The 14,490-nt window shown below is 68.8% G+C and carries 17 protein-coding genes and 1 pseudogene; 6 read left to right on the top strand and 12 right to left on the bottom strand.

Features of this window, described 5'->3' with window-relative positions:
- Position 1: 1 nt before the first annotated feature.
- Entirely contained in the window at positions 2-502 is a 501-nt protein-coding gene (locus ACFRAQ_RS05735) for a VOC family protein (RefSeq protein ID WP_379094536.1), read from the top strand.
- Positions 499-1,956, top strand: a complete 1,458-nt coding sequence (locus ACFRAQ_RS05740) for an FAD-binding protein (protein ID WP_379094538.1) — start codon at positions 499-501, stop codon at positions 1,954-1,956. The genes ACFRAQ_RS05735 and ACFRAQ_RS05740 overlap by 4 nt, the downstream gene beginning before the upstream one ends.
- Here ACFRAQ_RS05740 and ACFRAQ_RS05745 read toward each other — a convergent pair.
- From ACFRAQ_RS05745 to ACFRAQ_RS05755, 3 genes are all read right to left on the bottom strand, one after another.
- On the bottom strand, positions 1,932-3,092 hold the full coding sequence (locus ACFRAQ_RS05745) for a DUF4132 domain-containing protein (RefSeq protein WP_379094540.1): 1,161 nt from the start codon (positions 3,090-3,092) through the stop codon (positions 1,932-1,934). The two genes, ACFRAQ_RS05740 and ACFRAQ_RS05745, sit on opposite strands and share 25 nt — an antisense overlap.
- A 101-nt stretch (positions 3,093-3,193) precedes the next feature.
- Positions 3,194-3,829 carry a TetR/AcrR family transcriptional regulator gene (locus ACFRAQ_RS05750; RefSeq protein ID WP_379094542.1) on the bottom strand — a complete coding sequence of 212 codons (636 nt, stop codon included), beginning with the start codon at positions 3,827-3,829 and terminating at the stop codon, positions 3,194-3,196.
- Positions 3,830-3,970: 141 nt separating this feature from the next.
- On the bottom strand, positions 3,971-4,591 hold the full coding sequence (locus ACFRAQ_RS05755; RefSeq protein ID WP_379094543.1) for a TetR/AcrR family transcriptional regulator: 621 nt from the start codon (positions 4,589-4,591) through the stop codon (positions 3,971-3,973).
- Positions 4,592-4,667: 76 nt separating this feature from the next.
- Here ACFRAQ_RS05755 and ACFRAQ_RS05760 point away from each other — a divergent pair, with 76 nt between their 5' ends.
- From ACFRAQ_RS05760 to ACFRAQ_RS05775, 4 genes are all read left to right on the top strand, one after another.
- Positions 4,668-5,996, top strand: coding sequence for a DUF3533 domain-containing protein (locus ACFRAQ_RS05760; RefSeq protein WP_379094545.1), 1,329 nt, complete (start codon positions 4,668-4,670; stop codon positions 5,994-5,996).
- Positions 5,997-6,094: 98 nt separating this feature from the next.
- Positions 6,095-6,781, top strand: a complete 687-nt coding sequence (locus ACFRAQ_RS05765) for a GAF and ANTAR domain-containing protein (protein WP_379094546.1) — start codon at positions 6,095-6,097, stop codon at positions 6,779-6,781.
- A 113-nt stretch (positions 6,782-6,894) separates the two neighbouring features.
- Positions 6,895-7,605, top strand: a complete 711-nt coding sequence (locus ACFRAQ_RS05770) for a GAF and ANTAR domain-containing protein (RefSeq protein ID WP_379094548.1) — start codon at positions 6,895-6,897, stop codon at positions 7,603-7,605.
- A 218-nt stretch (positions 7,606-7,823) separates the two neighbouring features.
- The gene (locus tag ACFRAQ_RS05775) at positions 7,824-8,468 is read left to right on the top strand and encodes a sigma-70 family RNA polymerase sigma factor (protein WP_379094550.1); all 645 of its coding nucleotides are present in this window, start codon (positions 7,824-7,826) and stop codon (positions 8,466-8,468) included.
- A gap of 28 nt (positions 8,469-8,496) precedes the next feature.
- On the opposite strand, the gene ACFRAQ_RS05780 is transcribed toward ACFRAQ_RS05775, so the two are convergent.
- From ACFRAQ_RS05780 to ACFRAQ_RS05820, 9 genes and pseudogenes are all read right to left on the bottom strand, one after another.
- Positions 8,497-10,047, bottom strand: a complete 1,551-nt coding sequence (locus tag ACFRAQ_RS05780) for an MFS transporter (RefSeq protein WP_379094552.1) — start codon at positions 10,045-10,047, stop codon at positions 8,497-8,499.
- 100 nt (positions 10,048-10,147) lie between these two features.
- The gene (gene mscL, locus ACFRAQ_RS05785; RefSeq protein WP_379094554.1) at positions 10,148-10,540 is read right to left on the bottom strand and encodes a large conductance mechanosensitive channel protein MscL; all 393 of its coding nucleotides are present in this window, start codon (positions 10,538-10,540) and stop codon (positions 10,148-10,150) included.
- 159 nt (positions 10,541-10,699) lie between these two features.
- Positions 10,700-10,876: a BCCT family transporter gene (locus ACFRAQ_RS05790; RefSeq protein ID WP_379095849.1), complete on the bottom strand. Its 177-nt coding sequence runs from the start codon at positions 10,874-10,876 to the stop codon at positions 10,700-10,702.
- A gap of 109 nt (positions 10,877-10,985) precedes the next feature.
- Positions 10,986-11,264 (bottom strand): annotated as a pseudogene (locus ACFRAQ_RS05795) (BCCT family transporter); the annotation flags it as partial.
- Positions 11,162-11,644 carry a BCCT family transporter gene (locus ACFRAQ_RS05800; protein WP_379094556.1) on the bottom strand — a complete coding sequence of 161 codons (483 nt, stop codon included), beginning with the start codon at positions 11,642-11,644 and terminating at the stop codon, positions 11,162-11,164. The pseudogene ACFRAQ_RS05795 and the gene ACFRAQ_RS05800, both read right to left, overlap by 103 nt.
- A 62-nt stretch (positions 11,645-11,706) precedes the next feature.
- Entirely contained in the window at positions 11,707-12,093 is a 387-nt protein-coding gene (locus ACFRAQ_RS05805; protein WP_379094558.1) for a hypothetical protein, read from the bottom strand.
- 10 nt (positions 12,094-12,103) lie between these two features.
- Complete coding sequence (locus tag ACFRAQ_RS05810) at positions 12,104-12,340, bottom strand: hypothetical protein (protein ID WP_379094560.1); 237 nt, start codon at positions 12,338-12,340, stop codon at positions 12,104-12,106.
- A gap of 88 nt (positions 12,341-12,428) precedes the next feature.
- On the bottom strand, positions 12,429-13,727 hold the full coding sequence (locus ACFRAQ_RS05815; protein WP_379094563.1) for a D-arabinono-1,4-lactone oxidase: 1,299 nt from the start codon (positions 13,725-13,727) through the stop codon (positions 12,429-12,431).
- Between the two features lie 33 nt (positions 13,728-13,760).
- Positions 13,761-14,435 carry a helix-turn-helix domain-containing protein gene (locus ACFRAQ_RS05820; RefSeq protein ID WP_357278890.1) on the bottom strand — a complete coding sequence of 225 codons (675 nt, stop codon included), beginning with the start codon at positions 14,433-14,435 and terminating at the stop codon, positions 13,761-13,763.
- Between the last annotated feature and the right edge of the window lie 55 nt (positions 14,436-14,490).

The raw sequence follows: 14,490 nt of genomic DNA on the forward strand, positions 1-14,490 counted from the left end.
AATGGACAGCACGAGCGTGGCCGATGGGCCCGTCACCCAGATCGCGTGGGTGGTCGAGGACATCGAGGCCGGAGAACGGTTCCTGACGACGACCATGGGCGTGAAGGGCTGGATGCGCATGCCCGACGTGCACTTCGGGCCCGAGACGTGCGTGTATCGCGGCGAGGCCGCCGACTTCACCGCGCACATCTCGCTGGGGTACAGCGGGGACATGCAGCTCGAACTCATCCAGCCGGTGACCGGGCGCTCCATCTACACCGAATTCCTCGAACGCGGAGGATCGGGCCTGCACCACATCTGCCTGGAGCCCCAGGACTTCGACGCCGCGCTGAAAGACGCCGAGACCCGGGGGATCCCGGTGGTACAACAAGGCGATATGAGCGGGCAGATGCGGTTCGCCTACCTCGACGGCGCGGACTCGGGCGTGCCGTTCATCGAACTCGCGGAGATCGGGCCGAATATGCGCGCGTTCTTCGAGCAGATCAAGAAGGGTGCGCAGTGAGCACGCAGATTCCGGAAACCGTTGCGGCGGAGTCCGTTACCGAATGGTCCGACGAGGTCGACGTGGTGGTCGCCGGATTCGGCATCGCGGGTGGGTGCGCGGCGGTCGAGGCGGCCGCGCGCGGGGCCCGCGTGCTGGTGCTCGAACGCGCCGGGGTCGCGGGCGGGACCACGGCCCTGGCGGGCGGGCACTTCTACCTGGGCGGCGGCACCGCCGTGCAACAGGCGACCGGGCACGACGACTCGGTCGAGGAGATGTACAAGTACCTGCTGTCGGTGGCGCGGGATCCGGAACCGGAGAAGATCCGCGCCTACTGCGAGGGCAGTGTCGAGCACTTCGACTGGCTGGAGAGCCTCGGGTTCGAGTTCGAGCGCAGCTACTACCCGGAGAAGGCGGTCATCCAGCCCGGTACACAGGGGCTGATGTACACGGGCAACGAGAAGGTGTGGCCCTATCGGGAACAGGCCGTGCCCGCGCCCCGCGGGCACAAGGTTCCGGTGCCCGGCGACACCCAGGGCGCGGCCATGATCATCGACCTGCTGGTGAAGCGGGCCGCCACGCTCGGCGTCGAGGTGCGCTACGAGACCGGCGTGACCAACCTGATCACCGACGCTGCCGGCGCGGTGGTCGGAGTGGAGTGGAAGAACCTCGGGAAAACCGGTGCGGTGAAAGCGAAGTCGGTGGTGCTGGCCGCCGGCGGCTTCGTCATGAACACCGATATGGTGGCCGAGCACGTGCCGTGGCTGACCGAAAAGCCGTTCGTGCTCGGGACGCCGTTCGACGACGGGCTGGGCATCCGGCTCGGAGTGTCGGCGGGCGGCGTGACCCGCATGATGGATCAGGCGTTCGTCACCGCGCCGGTGTATCCGCCGTCGAAGCTGCTGACCGGAATCGTGGTGAACCACAAGGGCGAACGGTTCGTCGCCGAGGACTCCTACCACGCGCGCACCTCCGCGTACGTGCTCGATCAGCCCGGCGCGGTCGCCTATCTGATCGTGGACTCCGAGCACATGGAACGGCCCATGTTCCCGCTCGCGCCGTTCATCGACGGCTGGGAGACCGTGGACGAGATGGCGACGGCGCTCGGAATCCCCGCCGACACACTGCGATCCACACTCGACCGGTACAACGAGAACGCGGCCCGCGGTGAGGACCCGGACTTCCACAAGGCCGCCGAATGGCTGCAACCGCAGGACCAGGGCCCGTGGGCGGCCTTCGACCTGACCCTCGGCAAGGCGCTGTACGCGGGCTTCACCCTCGGTGGGCTGCGCACCTCGGTCGACTCGGAGGTGCTGCGGGACAACGGATCACCCATCCCCGGCCTGTACGCGGCGGGCGCGACCGCCTCCACCCTGGCCCAGGACGGCAAGGGCTACTCCAGCGGTACCCAGCTCGGCGCGGGCTCGTTCTTCGGCCGCCGCGCCGGACGTCACGCCGCCAGTCGCTCCAGCTGACGGATCAGCTCCGAGGCGGACACGGCGTCGAGTGAGTCGAACGTGCCGCCCCGGAGCTCCACCGAGAGCACCCGCTGTAGCTCGGGCTCGTCGCGGAAACCGCCTTCGAGCCCGGGATCCAGCGTGACGACCACCTCCCGGACCGGTCCGAACCGGCGAGTGAGGACCTCCCGCGACACCTGCCAGCCCAGCTGTTGCAGACCGAACACCCGATCCGTGCGAATCTGCTGATCACTGAAGCGGGACAGGCGATTCGACTCCGCATCGTCGCTCGTGAGCAGGTTGATCGGTCGTTCCAGCTGCTCGAACGGCTGTCGTAATCGATTGTCGTCGAACAGGTCCCGCCAAGCCGCGAGCGTCTCACCGAGCTGAATCGGGTGAGCCACGCCCACCAACGCTTGGTCCGTCAGTTCGACCGGCGCGCCCTCGAGATCGCGCAGCACGCGTTCCTCGTCCACCCGGAACGCCCCCGTCACCGCGCCGCGGGCATCGAAGACCGCCCACACCAGCAGCCGCGCGGCCGGCCCGAGCGCGGGATCCTCGAGCACCAATCGCCGATGTGCGGCGGCCCGCCACCGCCTGCCGTCCACCATGGCCGCCTCGAGCCGCCGAATCTGATCGGTCGTCACCGACTTCGGCTCCGGCGCGACCCGTGCCGCCCCCTCGGACGCGCTCCCCAGACGTTCCCGCACCCGGACCCGCAGCGCCTCGGCGGCGGGCTCGACATCCTCCCCGGGCTCGATCACCCGCAGCCACGCCGTCATTCGCCCCGCCCGCGGATCGGGTTCCTCCACCCGCACCCCCACTCGGGCCGCCGCGACCTCGCTCGCGAACGCATGCCCGAATTCGACCATCCAGCTGTCGATGAACCGATCGATGAATTCCCGCTCCCGCCGCACCCCCGTGCGATAGGCCACCGCCGCGTACTGCGCGATGGCGAACGCCGCCGCCGCCCCCACCGCCGTCGCCGCCCGCTCCGGCGCCGCCACGTATCCGGCTGCGGCATCGGCGAGTTGATCCAGCCCATCCACCCGCGCGGCCGTCAGCACCGTCTCCACCGCCCCCCGATGCCGCCGCAACAGCTTGCGCACAGCCTCGGTCGCCTGCGGATCGGCCCACCGCTGCTCGTCGGTCATACCCGCGATCTTGCCGCCCGGTACCGACAGATCTCCGCGCCCGGCACCGACAGATCCCGCGCCACCGGGCGTCGGCGACCTCCCGTGGGGTCGCGCGACGGCTAGTCCGTGTCGCGGGAGATCAGGGCGACCGTCATGGGGACGAGGACTTCCACCAGGGAGCGCACGGGCGGTCGCGGGTCCGACAGCAGCCACTCGTGGGCGAGGCCGTTGATCGCGCCGATGAGGGCGCTGGTGGCGAGTTCGGGGGCGCCCCGGAGGGACGCGGAGTCACCGGCCAGGGGCTGCACGGCCAGGCGCAGGGTGTCGCCCCACAGGTGGCGGCGGGCGCGGCGATGCTGTTCCATGCGTTCGCTGACGCCGACGACCTCGACGAAGGCCACCTTGGCGCGGAACGGGTCGGCGCCGATGGAGTCGAGGAAGGCCGAGAGGGCCAGGGTTACGGTCTCGGTCGGGTCCGGGTCGGGACCCATGGAACTCAACGCGGTGGCGAGGGCGGCGGCCGACTGGTCCTGGATCTGGTCGTAGGCCGCGACCAGCACGTCCTCGCGGGTCTGGAACTCCTCGTAGAACTGGCGTTTGGACAGTCCGGCCGCGGCGCACACATCGGCCAGCGAACAGTTGGCGTAGCCGCGCTCGCCGAAGATTCGGATGGCCGCGTCGAGGAAACGCTGCCGGCGCTCGGCTTTTCGTTCGGTCACGGCGCGTCCGCCGTACTGCCTGCCTTCGATCGTCACTGTCGTTTCTCGATCGTCACGCCTGAAAGGTTACGGGTGCGGAGGCCACCGATTTCGGGGGCGGCGGCGCGGTACCGCGTTTTGTGAACCGCGCGTCAGCGTCGAGAACGCAAATGTTTCAGCGTCGAGGACGCAAATGTTTCAGCGTCGAGGACGCAAACCGTTCAGCATGTGGGTGACCATCTCGTCGAACAGTCCGTCCGCCTCCGCGGCGTCGACCAGCCCCGACCCGAGGATCGCGGCCAGCCCCTGCAGCGCCGCCACCGCGGACAGGCAGATCCGCCGCGGCTCGCCCGGCACCACCTCCCCGCGCGCCTGCGCGTCGGTGACCATCTCGATCGGCACGGTGAACGCGCGGGCGGCCGCCTCCTCGATGGCCGGGGTGGGACTGTTCTTGCGGGCGAACATGAGCGCCAGCAGTTCCGGATTGTCGATGGCGAACCGCAGATAGGTGTGGGCCATGGCGCGCAGGCGTTCCAGGAAGGTGCCCGCGGCCGCCGCCTTCTCGAATCCCGCGCCGAGCCGGTCGAATCCGGCGACGGTCAGCGCGTCGAGCAGCGCCTGCTTGTCGCGGAAATGCCGGGCGGGCGCGGCGTGGCTGACGCCGGTGTCGCGGGCCAGCTGCCGCAGCGAGAGGCGTTCGATCCCGCCGCCGCGCAGGGTCTCCTCGGCGCGGCGGAGGAGTTCGGCGCGCAGGTCCCCGTGGTGGTAGGAACGGGCGCGCTCGACCACCTCCCGGGCCTTGCGCTTGGTGATGCTCATGGTGAGAGCAGGATATCGGACACACTCCGGGATGTTGGCGTTGACTACTTTGTTGTCGCTGCCTACATTCGTGCCCATGGCGAATGAGAACCCGGTCCAGCGCGCCGTGCCGCTGCGCGGCTGGATCGGCCCGATGGTGGTGCTCGGCCTGCTCGCGGCCCTGATCGGCACCATGTACCTCGGCTACACCTCCGACCCGGAGAAGAACCTGCACGACTTCCCGGTCGCCCTGGTCAATCAGGACGTGGGCGACGTGATGGACGGCCGCACCGTCAATATCGGCGACCAGATCGCCGACGCGCTCACCGCGCGCATCCCCGCCGACAAGATCGACCTGCGCGTGGTCGGCATCGGCGAGGCTCGCCGGCAGTTGAGCGACGGCCAGGTCTACGGCGCCATCATCATTCCCGGCGACTTCACCAAGCGACTCTCGATCCTCGCCGCGGCCTCGGTGGTGCCCGGCGACGTGGAACGGCCGGTCATCACCGTGCAGACCAATCCGCGCGCCGGCACCTACGCCTCCTCGATCACCCAGCGCATCGCCGATCGGGCCATGGCGCAGGTCAATTCGACGGTCGGCGCACAGCTCACCGACCAGGTGAAGGCCAAGCTCGCGCCGCAGGCGGGCGCGCCCGCCACCGAATTGTCCGGCGCGGCACGGCTGCAGCTGGCCCAGCCCATCGATGTGGTCACCAGCCCGTACCGTCCGCTCCCGGCGGGCACCGGGCAGGGCCTGTCCGCGTTCTTCTACACCCTGGTCCTGCTGTTCGCGGGCTTCAGCGGCGCGATGATCATCCACTCCATGATCGACAACGTGCTCGGTTACGTCCCGGCCGAATACGGCCCGTGGTTCCGGGCCCCCGAGCCCGCCTCGATCAGCCGCTGGCGCACGCTGCTGGTGAAGTGGGCCATCGCCGCGATCACCGCGCCTTTCCTCTCCGGCATGTTCATGGGCATCGCGCGGATCTTCGGTATGCCCATCGACGAACCGCTGCCGCTGTTCCTCTGCGGCACGCTGGCCATCGTCGCGGTGTCGGTCACCGGGTTGTCGGTGCTGGCGGCTTTCGGCACCGCGGGCCTGCTGATCAATATGATCGTGTTCGTGGTGCTGGGTCTGCCCTCGTCCTCGGGCTCGATTCCGGTGGAAGCGATTCCGCGCTGGATCGCCTCGCTGTCGAGCTTCGAACCGATGCACCAGATCTATCTGTCGGTTCGCGCCATCCTGTTCTTCGACGGTCACCTCGAGGCCGGACTCGGTACGGGCATCTGGATGACGCTGTTCGGGCTGGCCTTCGGAGCGGTGCTCGGCGCGGTCGCCACGCATCTGTACGACCTGCGCGGCCTGTACCGGCTCGGCGTGCCGCACCGGCCGGTCGCGGTCGCCGTTAGCGCTGACCCACAGTGACTTTCGGCCCTGTTCGTTGTCGAGCTGTGACGGAGATACTGGCCTCGGGCACCGAATAACTCATCGCCGGGCGATGATTGTGGGGCGGTTCGATGGTGATGGCTTCGTCGCAGTTCGATCAGCTGACAGGACAGTTCCTGCGCGCCGTGCGCGACGCGGGCGGCGGATTGAACGCGGTGTGCACCGCGTGCGTGCGGGTGTTACCGGTGCGCCGCGCCGCCATCGTGCTCGAGGAACGCGACGCGGGCATGCAACCCTGGTGCGCCAGTGACGAATTCGCCGAACAGGTGGAGCGAGCACAGGCGACGGCGGGGGAGGGCCCCGCGGTCACCGCCGTGGCCGACGGGATGCCGGTGGTGGTCACCGATCTGAGCGCCGACTGCGAGCACTGGCCCGGCTTCGCCGAAGCCCTCTCCGGTACCCCGGTATGGGGCTCGCTGTTCGCGGTGCCCTTGCGGCTGGGCGCGATTCGGCTCGGCGCGGTGGACCTGTATCGCGAATCCGTCGGGCGGCCCGGGCCGCGGCTGTTGTCGGCGTCGCTGCACATCGCCGATCTGGTGACCGCCAGCCTGGTGCTGGCCACCGGCGACGACGCCCGCCAGTGGGCACAGCCGTTGTCCAGCCGATGGATTCACCAGGCGGCCGGCATGACCAGCGCACACCTCGGCATCGAGATCCCAGACGCCTACGCCCGCCTGCGCGGATACGCCTTCACCCATGGACTTTCGCTGGTGGAGGTGGCACGGCGGGTGGTGGAGCGCAGCATCCGGATCGAGGCCGAATGAGCGCAACTGTTCCGCGACACCCCGCCCGGCAAATACCATGGGCTGACGGCAAGAGCGGCACAGGAATACTTTCGTGGCGGGCGCCCGGCGTTCGCCGATGCGGGGTGAATGCGGTGTCCGACAGTGAGTTGCTGGTGACGGTGCTGGCCAGATTCGCGCGGCTGCTACCGGCGGCGAGCGAACTGCCCCAGATTCTGGACGAGTTGATGCGCAGCGCCATCGATGTGCTGGAACCGGGCGGGGTGACGGTGGCGCTGTCCGCCCAACTACGAGGCGACCGGTCCGAACTCTTCACCGGTAGGCCCGAGGACCTCCTGGATCTCGAGGTCTGCCAGCGCGACCACGACCGCGGACCCGGCGTGGTCGCGCACGCCTGCGGAGCGCCGGTGACCGTCACCGACATCGGCAGCTACGGCGACCTGTGGCCGGAGTACACCACCCTGGCCGGGCAGCACCGGATCGCCTCGGTCGCCGCCGTCCCCATGCGCCTGGACGCCACCGAAGCCGGTGTGCTGAGCCTGTATTCGCGCGAGGCCCGGCACTGGACCGGCCAGGACCTGTCGGTGGCGACGCTGCTGGCGGGCATGGCCGCCGGGCACATCGTCACCGCCAATCTGGTGCACCGCCACCAGCGGGTGACCGAACAGCTCCAGCACGCGCTCACCACCCGCATCGTGGTGGAACAGGCCAAGGGCGTGCTCGCCCACGCCCACCACACCACCCCCGACGCGGCGTTCGAGTTGATCCGCGCGCACGCCCGCCGCAACCGGGTGACGGTGCACGCGGTCGCGCACGGCATCGTCGCACTGGGGCTGCGGATCTGATCCACGCCCGGTTCGGCCGGGTTTGCCGGGATGATGTCCGGTTAATCGGATCGGTGCGGGCATCGGGAACCGGGGCGTAGCCTGGATTCTTGGCGGAACCGAAAGCCCCTGTCCCCGGCCGGTTTCCGCATAGGCCGTCCCAGTCCTCGACGGCTCGTTTCGACATATCCGTATCCGGACACCGTCGATCCGCTCGCTTCGTCGACCTGGGGGCAATCGTGAATTCCTCACGTGCACCACACCGTTCCGCTGCCCACCCGGCAGTCCGTCCGCAATCGGCCCACCCCGTCCGACCCTCGACCGTCCCTGCCCGCCGCTCCCGGCGCGGCAGCGAGTTCGACAGCCTCGTCCGCCGCATCGCCGAGCGGGACCGCGCCGCCTACGAGGAGCTCTACCGCCGCACCCGCGGCCTCATCTACTCCCGCGTCCTGAACATCGTGTGCGACTATGGATATGCCGAGGAAACCTGTCACGAGGTCTACCTGCAGGTCTGGCGCAGCGCCCCGAAGTTCGACCCGGCCCGCGGCAACGCGCTGACCTGGCTCACCACCCTGGCCCACCATCAGGCGGTGGACCGGGTCCGGCGCGAGTGCAGCGCGGCCGGGCACGAACACCGCTGGGGCGTCGGCGATTACCGCCCCGCCACCGATGTGGTGGCCGAGGAGATCCTGCGCCGCCAGGAGGAGCGCGCCATCCGCCACGGTCTGTCCACTCTCACCCCCAATCAGCGCGAGTCGCTGGTGCTGGCGTTCTACGGCGGGCTCACCTACCCGCAGGTCGCGGACCGGCTGGGGATCGGCCTGCCCGCCGTGAAGGCTCGCATCCGCTCCGGCCTGGCGCAGCTGAAAGTCGCACTGGCATAACCGGATACATCCCCGGGGGAAGGGGGTCTCAGTGCGCGGCGGTCGCCTTGAAGCCGCGCGGAACCAGGATCACGGTGAGCACCGCGACCGCGCCCACCAGTCCCGTGGAGATCCAGGAGGTGGTGGTGAGCGCCGCGTCGTAGGCGTGCTGGGCGATGCGCAGCACCTCGTCGCCGGCGGGTCCGCCGATCCGCTCGGCGACGTGGGCCGCGCCGCCCACCGAGCCCTGCGCCTCGGCCAGATCGTCGCCGTGCAGCGGCAATCCGGTCATATGGCCGGTGAACAAACGGCCGTGGATGCTGCCCAGCAGCGCCACACCCAGACCGATGCCCAGTTCGTAGTTGGTCTCCTCGACCGCCCCCGCCTGCCCGGCGCGCTCGGCGGGCACCGAGGCGACCAGGACGGCGGCGGCCGTGGTGATCGCGATGCCGTCACCGATGCCCAGGCACAGCAGCACCAGGGCGACGATCGGGTAGGTGGTGTCGGGAATCGCGGCCAGCACCGCGAAACCCGTTGCCAGCGCGCCCAATCCGAAACCCATCAGCGCGCGCACGCCCACCCGCCGCATGAGCCAGGGGGTGGCCAGCGAACCGAACAGGGTGGCCAGCGCGGCGGGCAGGGTGCGCATACCGGCCTCCGACGGCGAGTAGCCGTGAATGTATTGCAGCCACAAGGAGATCAGGAACAGAGCCGCGCCGATGGCCAGCATGGCGAGCAGGGTGGCGAGCGCGGCGGCGGTGAAGGCGCGATTGCGGAACAGCCGCACATCCAGCAGCGGGTCGGGTGACTTCGACTGCCGGTAGGCGAACAACCCCAGCAGGAGTGCCGACGACACCATGATGATCAGATCGACCGGGGCCGGATTGCCCTTGGCCACATGCTTGATGCCCCACGCCAGCGCCACGATGCCCAGCACCGACAGCGCCGCGCCGGTCCAGTCCAAGCGGCCCTGCTGCGGGGCCCGGTACTCCGGCAGCAGCCACAGTCCCGCGGCCACGGTGAGGATCACCACGGGCACATTGAGCCAGAAGGCCGCCGACCAGCCGAACGCCTCGACCAGATGACCGCCGACCAGCGGGCCGATGGCCGCGCCACCGCCGGCCACCGAGGCCCAGATGCCGATGGCGAGGGTGCGTTCGTGGTCATCGGTGAAGATATTGCGGATCAGCGAGAGCGTGGACGGCATCACCATGGCTCCGCCGACGCCGAGCAGCGCCCGGCCCGCGATGAGCTGGGCGGGGGAGTGCGCGGTCGCCGCGATCACCGAGGCGACGCCGAAGAGCAGGAAGCCGAGCAGGAACAGCAGTTTCCGGCCGTACCGGTCGCCGATCGCGCCGCAGGTGATCAGCAGACCGCCCAGCACCAGGCCGTAGAGGTCGACGATCCACAGCTGCTCCATGGGGGTGGGCGCCATGTGATCGATGAGCGAGGGCAGTGCGACATTGAGGATGGTCGCGTCCATCGCCACCAGCAGCAGGCTCGCGCAGAGCACGGCGAGCATGGCCCACCGGCTCGCCGGTGCGGACCGCACCGGGTCCGCCAGATCTCTCGCCTGTTCCCGGGGTGGAATGCGGCCCACGGTTCCCGCCTCCTCGACTAAACCTCTGTCCGGTTGTTGGCAACAACCTGGCTAAGCCTAGTCGAGGCGCTCGGCGGAACCGTGGCCCGACGGTGGGGAACTATCGGCTCGCGTTCTGCTTGGCGAGCAGGTCGCGGATCTCGGTGAGCAGTTCCAGCTCGGTCGCGACCTTCTCCTCCTCGGCCTTCGCGAAACGGCTCTTGATGGTGTTCATCGGCAGGATGAGCACGAAGTAGAGCACCGCCGCGACGCACAGGAAGTTGATGCCCGCGCTGATGATCGGCCCGAGGGCGACGAAGGTCGACGGCTTGTCGGCCAGTAGCTGGAAGCCCAGACCGAACTCCTTGTTGCCGCCGAGGGTGGCGAGCAGCGGCTCGATCACGCCCTTGGTCACCGAGGTGACGATGGCGGTGAAGGCGGTGCCCATGACCACCGCCACCGCGAGATCGATGACATTGCCCCTCATCAGGAAGTCTTTGAAGCCCTTGAGCATGATGCGCGCAGTTCCAATCCGAGACGTTTTCGTTATGTTCTGGATGGGAGTTTAAATGCTGGTCGGAGCCTCGTGTGCACACGGCACACCCCCTTGACGCGCGTCACCCCGATCACCGGAAGGGTGCTGGCACATATTTGGCAAACCGGAGGGTCCGAATCAGCGCCCGCGACCCGGCTTCGAGCTCGCGGCATCGGCCCGGAAGGTCTTCACCAACGCCACGCACATGGCCAGCAACACCACGCTGAACGGCAACGCGATCAGGATCGCCACCGTCTGCAAGGTGGTCAGCGCGGCCGTGCCGGTGCCGCTCGCCACCAGCAGCGCCGCCGCCACCGCACCCTGTGCGGCGGTCCAGAACGCGCGACTCCAGGTCGGCGGCTCCGGATTGCCGCTCCGAGGACAGCATGTTCACCACCAGCGCCCCCGAATCTGCGGAGGTGACGAAGAACAGCACGATCACCAGGATCGCCAGCCCCGCCGTGATCGATCCGCCCGGCAGCGTCTGCAGCAGCTCGAACAGCGCGCTGTCGCGATCGGGTCCGTCCGGACCGACCAGCCCGCCGCCGAACATCTCGCGGTGCAGGCCGGCCCCGCCGAACACCGCGAACCACACGAAGGTCAGCAGCGTCGGCACCAGCAGCACCCCGGCCACGAACTCCCGCACCGTGCGCCGCGCGAGATGTGCGCGATGGCCAGCCCCACCACCACGTAGATGGCCCACGGGTGGATGCCCCAGTGCAGGAACGTCTGCACCATGGCCGAATCCGCGCGCTGCGCCGGGGTGGACCCGACCCCGGGGCGCGGGTCCTCGTAGTGGAACAGCGGCTCGGCCACGCCCCAGAACACCAGGCCGATCCCCATGCCCGCCGCGAACAGCATGGAAAGCCAAGCGCCGATGGAGTATTCGGCCTTCTCGCCGTCCTCGCCGAGGGTGATGTCGCCGAACCGGCCCAGACCCAGCCAGATCGCGAACACCACGAACAGGCTGACGATCAGGATGTAGTACCAGCCGAAGCCGCCGATCACATTGTCCTGCAGCGCTTTCGCCTGCCGGGCCGCGGTGTCGCGGAAGACGATGGCGTACACGGTGAAGGCGGTCACCCCGAACACATGCGAACAACCCCGGTTCCGGGCCGTGTGGCCCGGAACCGGGGTTGGCTGAACTACTTTCCGGCCCTGTTCTTCAGCGCGGTGACGATTTCGTTGACCGCCGCCAGCACGTCCTGTGCGGCGTGGTCGAGGTTGGCCCGCACCTGTTCGAGGGTGACCTGGAGGTCCTCGGGAGTGATCTTGTCGGCGAAGGACTTCGCCATATCGGCGAGGTCGGCGGCCGCGGTCTGAGCTCGATCGGCCAGTTCGGCGGCGGCGCCGCTGGCCCGTTCGGCCAGCTGCCCGGTCACCGCCCCGGCCCGCTCGCGCAGGTCGGCGGCGGTGACCCCGAGATCGGTGGTCAGGTCGTCGGCGGTGGTGCGCAGGTCGTCTGCCAGGCGTTCGGTCGCGTCCTCGAACTTCGAAGCGCCGTCGCCGAGATCGTCGTCGTTGGTCGGCATGGTCGAACCCCTACTTCGATCCGCGGTCGAACATCCCCTTGACCTTGTCGGTCAGGCCGCCCGCCCATTCCTTGACTTCGTCACCGGCCTTCTCGGCCCACTCCTTGACCTCGTAGCCCGCCTTCTCGACCCATTCCCTGGCGTCCTCGGCTCCGCCCTTGAAGGCCTCCTGCGCTTTGCCGCCCAGATTCTGGGCCGTGCCCTCGGCCTGCTGGCCCGCCTCGTTGCCGTCGCTGAAAGAAGTCATCGAACCTCCTACGTGGGTGGTCACGCCCGGAAGAGCAGCGATCTTTCAGCAACCGATACTAGTCGGTTTGTCCTACCCTCGCGCGGACTCAGTTCACCGGGCCCAGGACGCGTTCGATGTAGGCGTTGGTGAACCGGCCCTTGGGGTCGAAGCGGCCGCGCACCTCGGCGAAGCGGTCCCACTCCGGGTAGCGCTCACGCAGCGTCTCGGCGGTTTGGAAGTGCCGCTTGCCCCAGTGCGGGCGGCCGTTGTAGCGGTCGAAAACGCGTTCGCAGGCGCGGAAATACGGCTCGTAGTTCATGCCCTCATACTGGTGGACCGCGATGTAGCAGGTCTCGCGGCCGCCCGCGGGGGACAGGAAGGCGTCATCGGGGGCGACCCAGCGCACCTCGATCGGCATCGGGGTGTCGAAATGCTTGGCCACCTCCTTGATCTCGCGGATGGCGTCGACCGAATGCTCGCGCGGGATGGCGTATTCCATCTCGGTGAAGCGGAACAGCCGGGGGCTGGCGAAGACCCGGTAGGAGCGTTCGACCTGGCGGCGGTAGCTGCCCGCGTAGGCCGCGCTGCGCTGGACCATCGGGATCAGGCTCGGGCGCCACCGGGTGAGTTTGCACAGCGCGTCGAAGGTGTAGTTGGTCATGAGGATGTCGGAGAACCAGTCCATGGCCTTGCCGCGCGGTTGCTCCGGGAGCTCGACCCGGTTGTTGCGCTTGGTCATGGCCAGCGGGCTGTGGGCGAACATGTAGAACTCGAAGTGCTCGTTGTCCTCGACGTAGCTGTCCAGATCGGCCAGCACGTCCTCGACCGGGATCGGCCGCTCGATGCCCTCGAGCACGAACGACGGCACCATCTGCAGCGTCACGGCCGTGACGACGCCCAGCGCACCGACGTTCACGCGCGCGGCGCGCCAGCCGTCGGGATCGGTCTGCTCGTTGAGCTCGACCCGGCTGCCGTCGGCCAGCATGAGCTCCACCGAATGCAGTGCGGCGGAGAGGTTCTGCAGCTTGGATCCGGTCCCGTGGGTACCGGTCGCGGTGGCGCCGGCGATCGACTGCACGTCGATGTCGCCGAGGTTGGGGAAGGCCAGGCCCAGCGGGTGCAACGCGTTGCTGGCGGCGTTGAGGGTGATGCCGGCCTCGGCGCGGACCAGGCCGGTGGCGCGGTCCACGTGCAGGATCTTGTCGAGCTGGTTCAGCCGCATGAGCGTGCCGTCGGTGAGCACGGTCTCGGTGAAGGAGTGCCCGGATCCGGCGACCCGGACGGTGTGGCCGTTCGCTTCGGCCTGAGCGAGTACTGCCGCGACGTCCTCGGGCGAGCTCGGTTCGGCGATGGACGCCGGGGTACAGCTCTGATCCCCGGCCCAGTTCACCCAAGAGTTGGTCATGCGACCAACTTTAAACCGCGAGTGTGATGCGCGCTACCGTTTGCGCGGGTTGAAGGCGGCCGCCTTCGCGCGCTCGACCTCGTCCTCGGACAGTGGACGCTGCGTGAGCGGCAGGCGAGGCACGCTGTCGCCGCGCACGCCATTGAGGATCACCGCCATGTAGCGCTCCCACACTTCGGGATTGACCGGCCGCGCGAAGCCCGCGATGCCGTCGACCATGTTCACCATGGCGAAGAAGTCGGCCGGTTCGATATCGGGCTGCAGCACGCCCGCGTCCTTGGCGCGCGCGATGACCGCCTGCATGCCGGGCCGGATCTGATCCTTCATGCACACGAAGCGTTCCATGCTGTCGTGCAATTCCAGGATCACCTCGCTGAAGCCCCGGTTGGCGGCGACGTGACGGCAGGAGTACTCGAACAGGTCGGTCAGGCCCTCCCACGGATCCGGGTGGTGCAGCGCCACGTTCACGGCCTCGGCCAGTTCGGTGACCATCTGGTCGAAGACCTCGGAGATGAGCTCCTGCTTGTTGGCGAAGCGGCGGTAGACCGTGCCGACGCCGACGCCCGCCCGCTCGGCCACATCGTCGAGGGTGACGTCCAGCCCGCGATCGGCGAACAGCTCGCGGGCGGCCGCGATGATGCGCTGCTGATTGCGGGCGGCGTCCGCGCGCAGACGCCGAGGTGGGGGCGCGGTGGTGACGTGATTCACAGGCTAATCCTATCAGCAATCGGGATTATCCGGAGGAGTTATCTCCGTTTAGCTG

Origin of the sequence: Nocardia sp. NPDC056611 (genome assembly GCF_042792755.1) — a bacterium.
Classification (GTDB): Bacteria; Actinomycetota; Actinomycetes; order Mycobacteriales; family Mycobacteriaceae; genus Nocardia.

Excerpts from the sequence above, each read along its gene's own strand:
- ACFRAQ_RS05735 (WP_379094536.1), top strand. The coding sequence starts at position 2 with ATGGACAGCACGAGCGTGGCCGATGGGCCCGTCACCCAGATCGCGTGG.
- ACFRAQ_RS05745 (WP_379094540.1), bottom strand. The coding sequence starts at position 3,092 with ATGACCGACGAGCAGCGGTGGGCCGATCCGCAGGCGACCGAGGCTGTG.
- ACFRAQ_RS05755 (WP_379094543.1), bottom strand. The coding sequence starts at position 4,591 with ATGAGCATCACCAAGCGCAAGGCCCGGGAGGTGGTCGAGCGCGCCCGT.
- ACFRAQ_RS05760 (WP_379094545.1), top strand. The coding sequence starts at position 4,668 with ATGGCGAATGAGAACCCGGTCCAGCGCGCCGTGCCGCTGCGCGGCTGG.
- ACFRAQ_RS05765 (WP_379094546.1), top strand. The coding sequence starts at position 6,095 with ATGGCTTCGTCGCAGTTCGATCAGCTGACAGGACAGTTCCTGCGCGCC.
- mscL (WP_379094554.1), bottom strand. The coding sequence starts at position 10,540 with ATGCTCAAGGGCTTCAAAGACTTCCTGATGAGGGGCAATGTCATCGAT.
- ACFRAQ_RS05805 (WP_379094558.1), bottom strand. The coding sequence starts at position 12,093 with ATGCCGACCAACGACGACGATCTCGGCGACGGCGCTTCGAAGTTCGAG.
- ACFRAQ_RS05810 (WP_379094560.1), bottom strand. The coding sequence starts at position 12,340 with ATGACTTCTTTCAGCGACGGCAACGAGGCGGGCCAGCAGGCCGAGGGC.
- ACFRAQ_RS05815 (WP_379094563.1), bottom strand. The coding sequence starts at position 13,727 with ATGACCAACTCTTGGGTGAACTGGGCCGGGGATCAGAGCTGTACCCCG.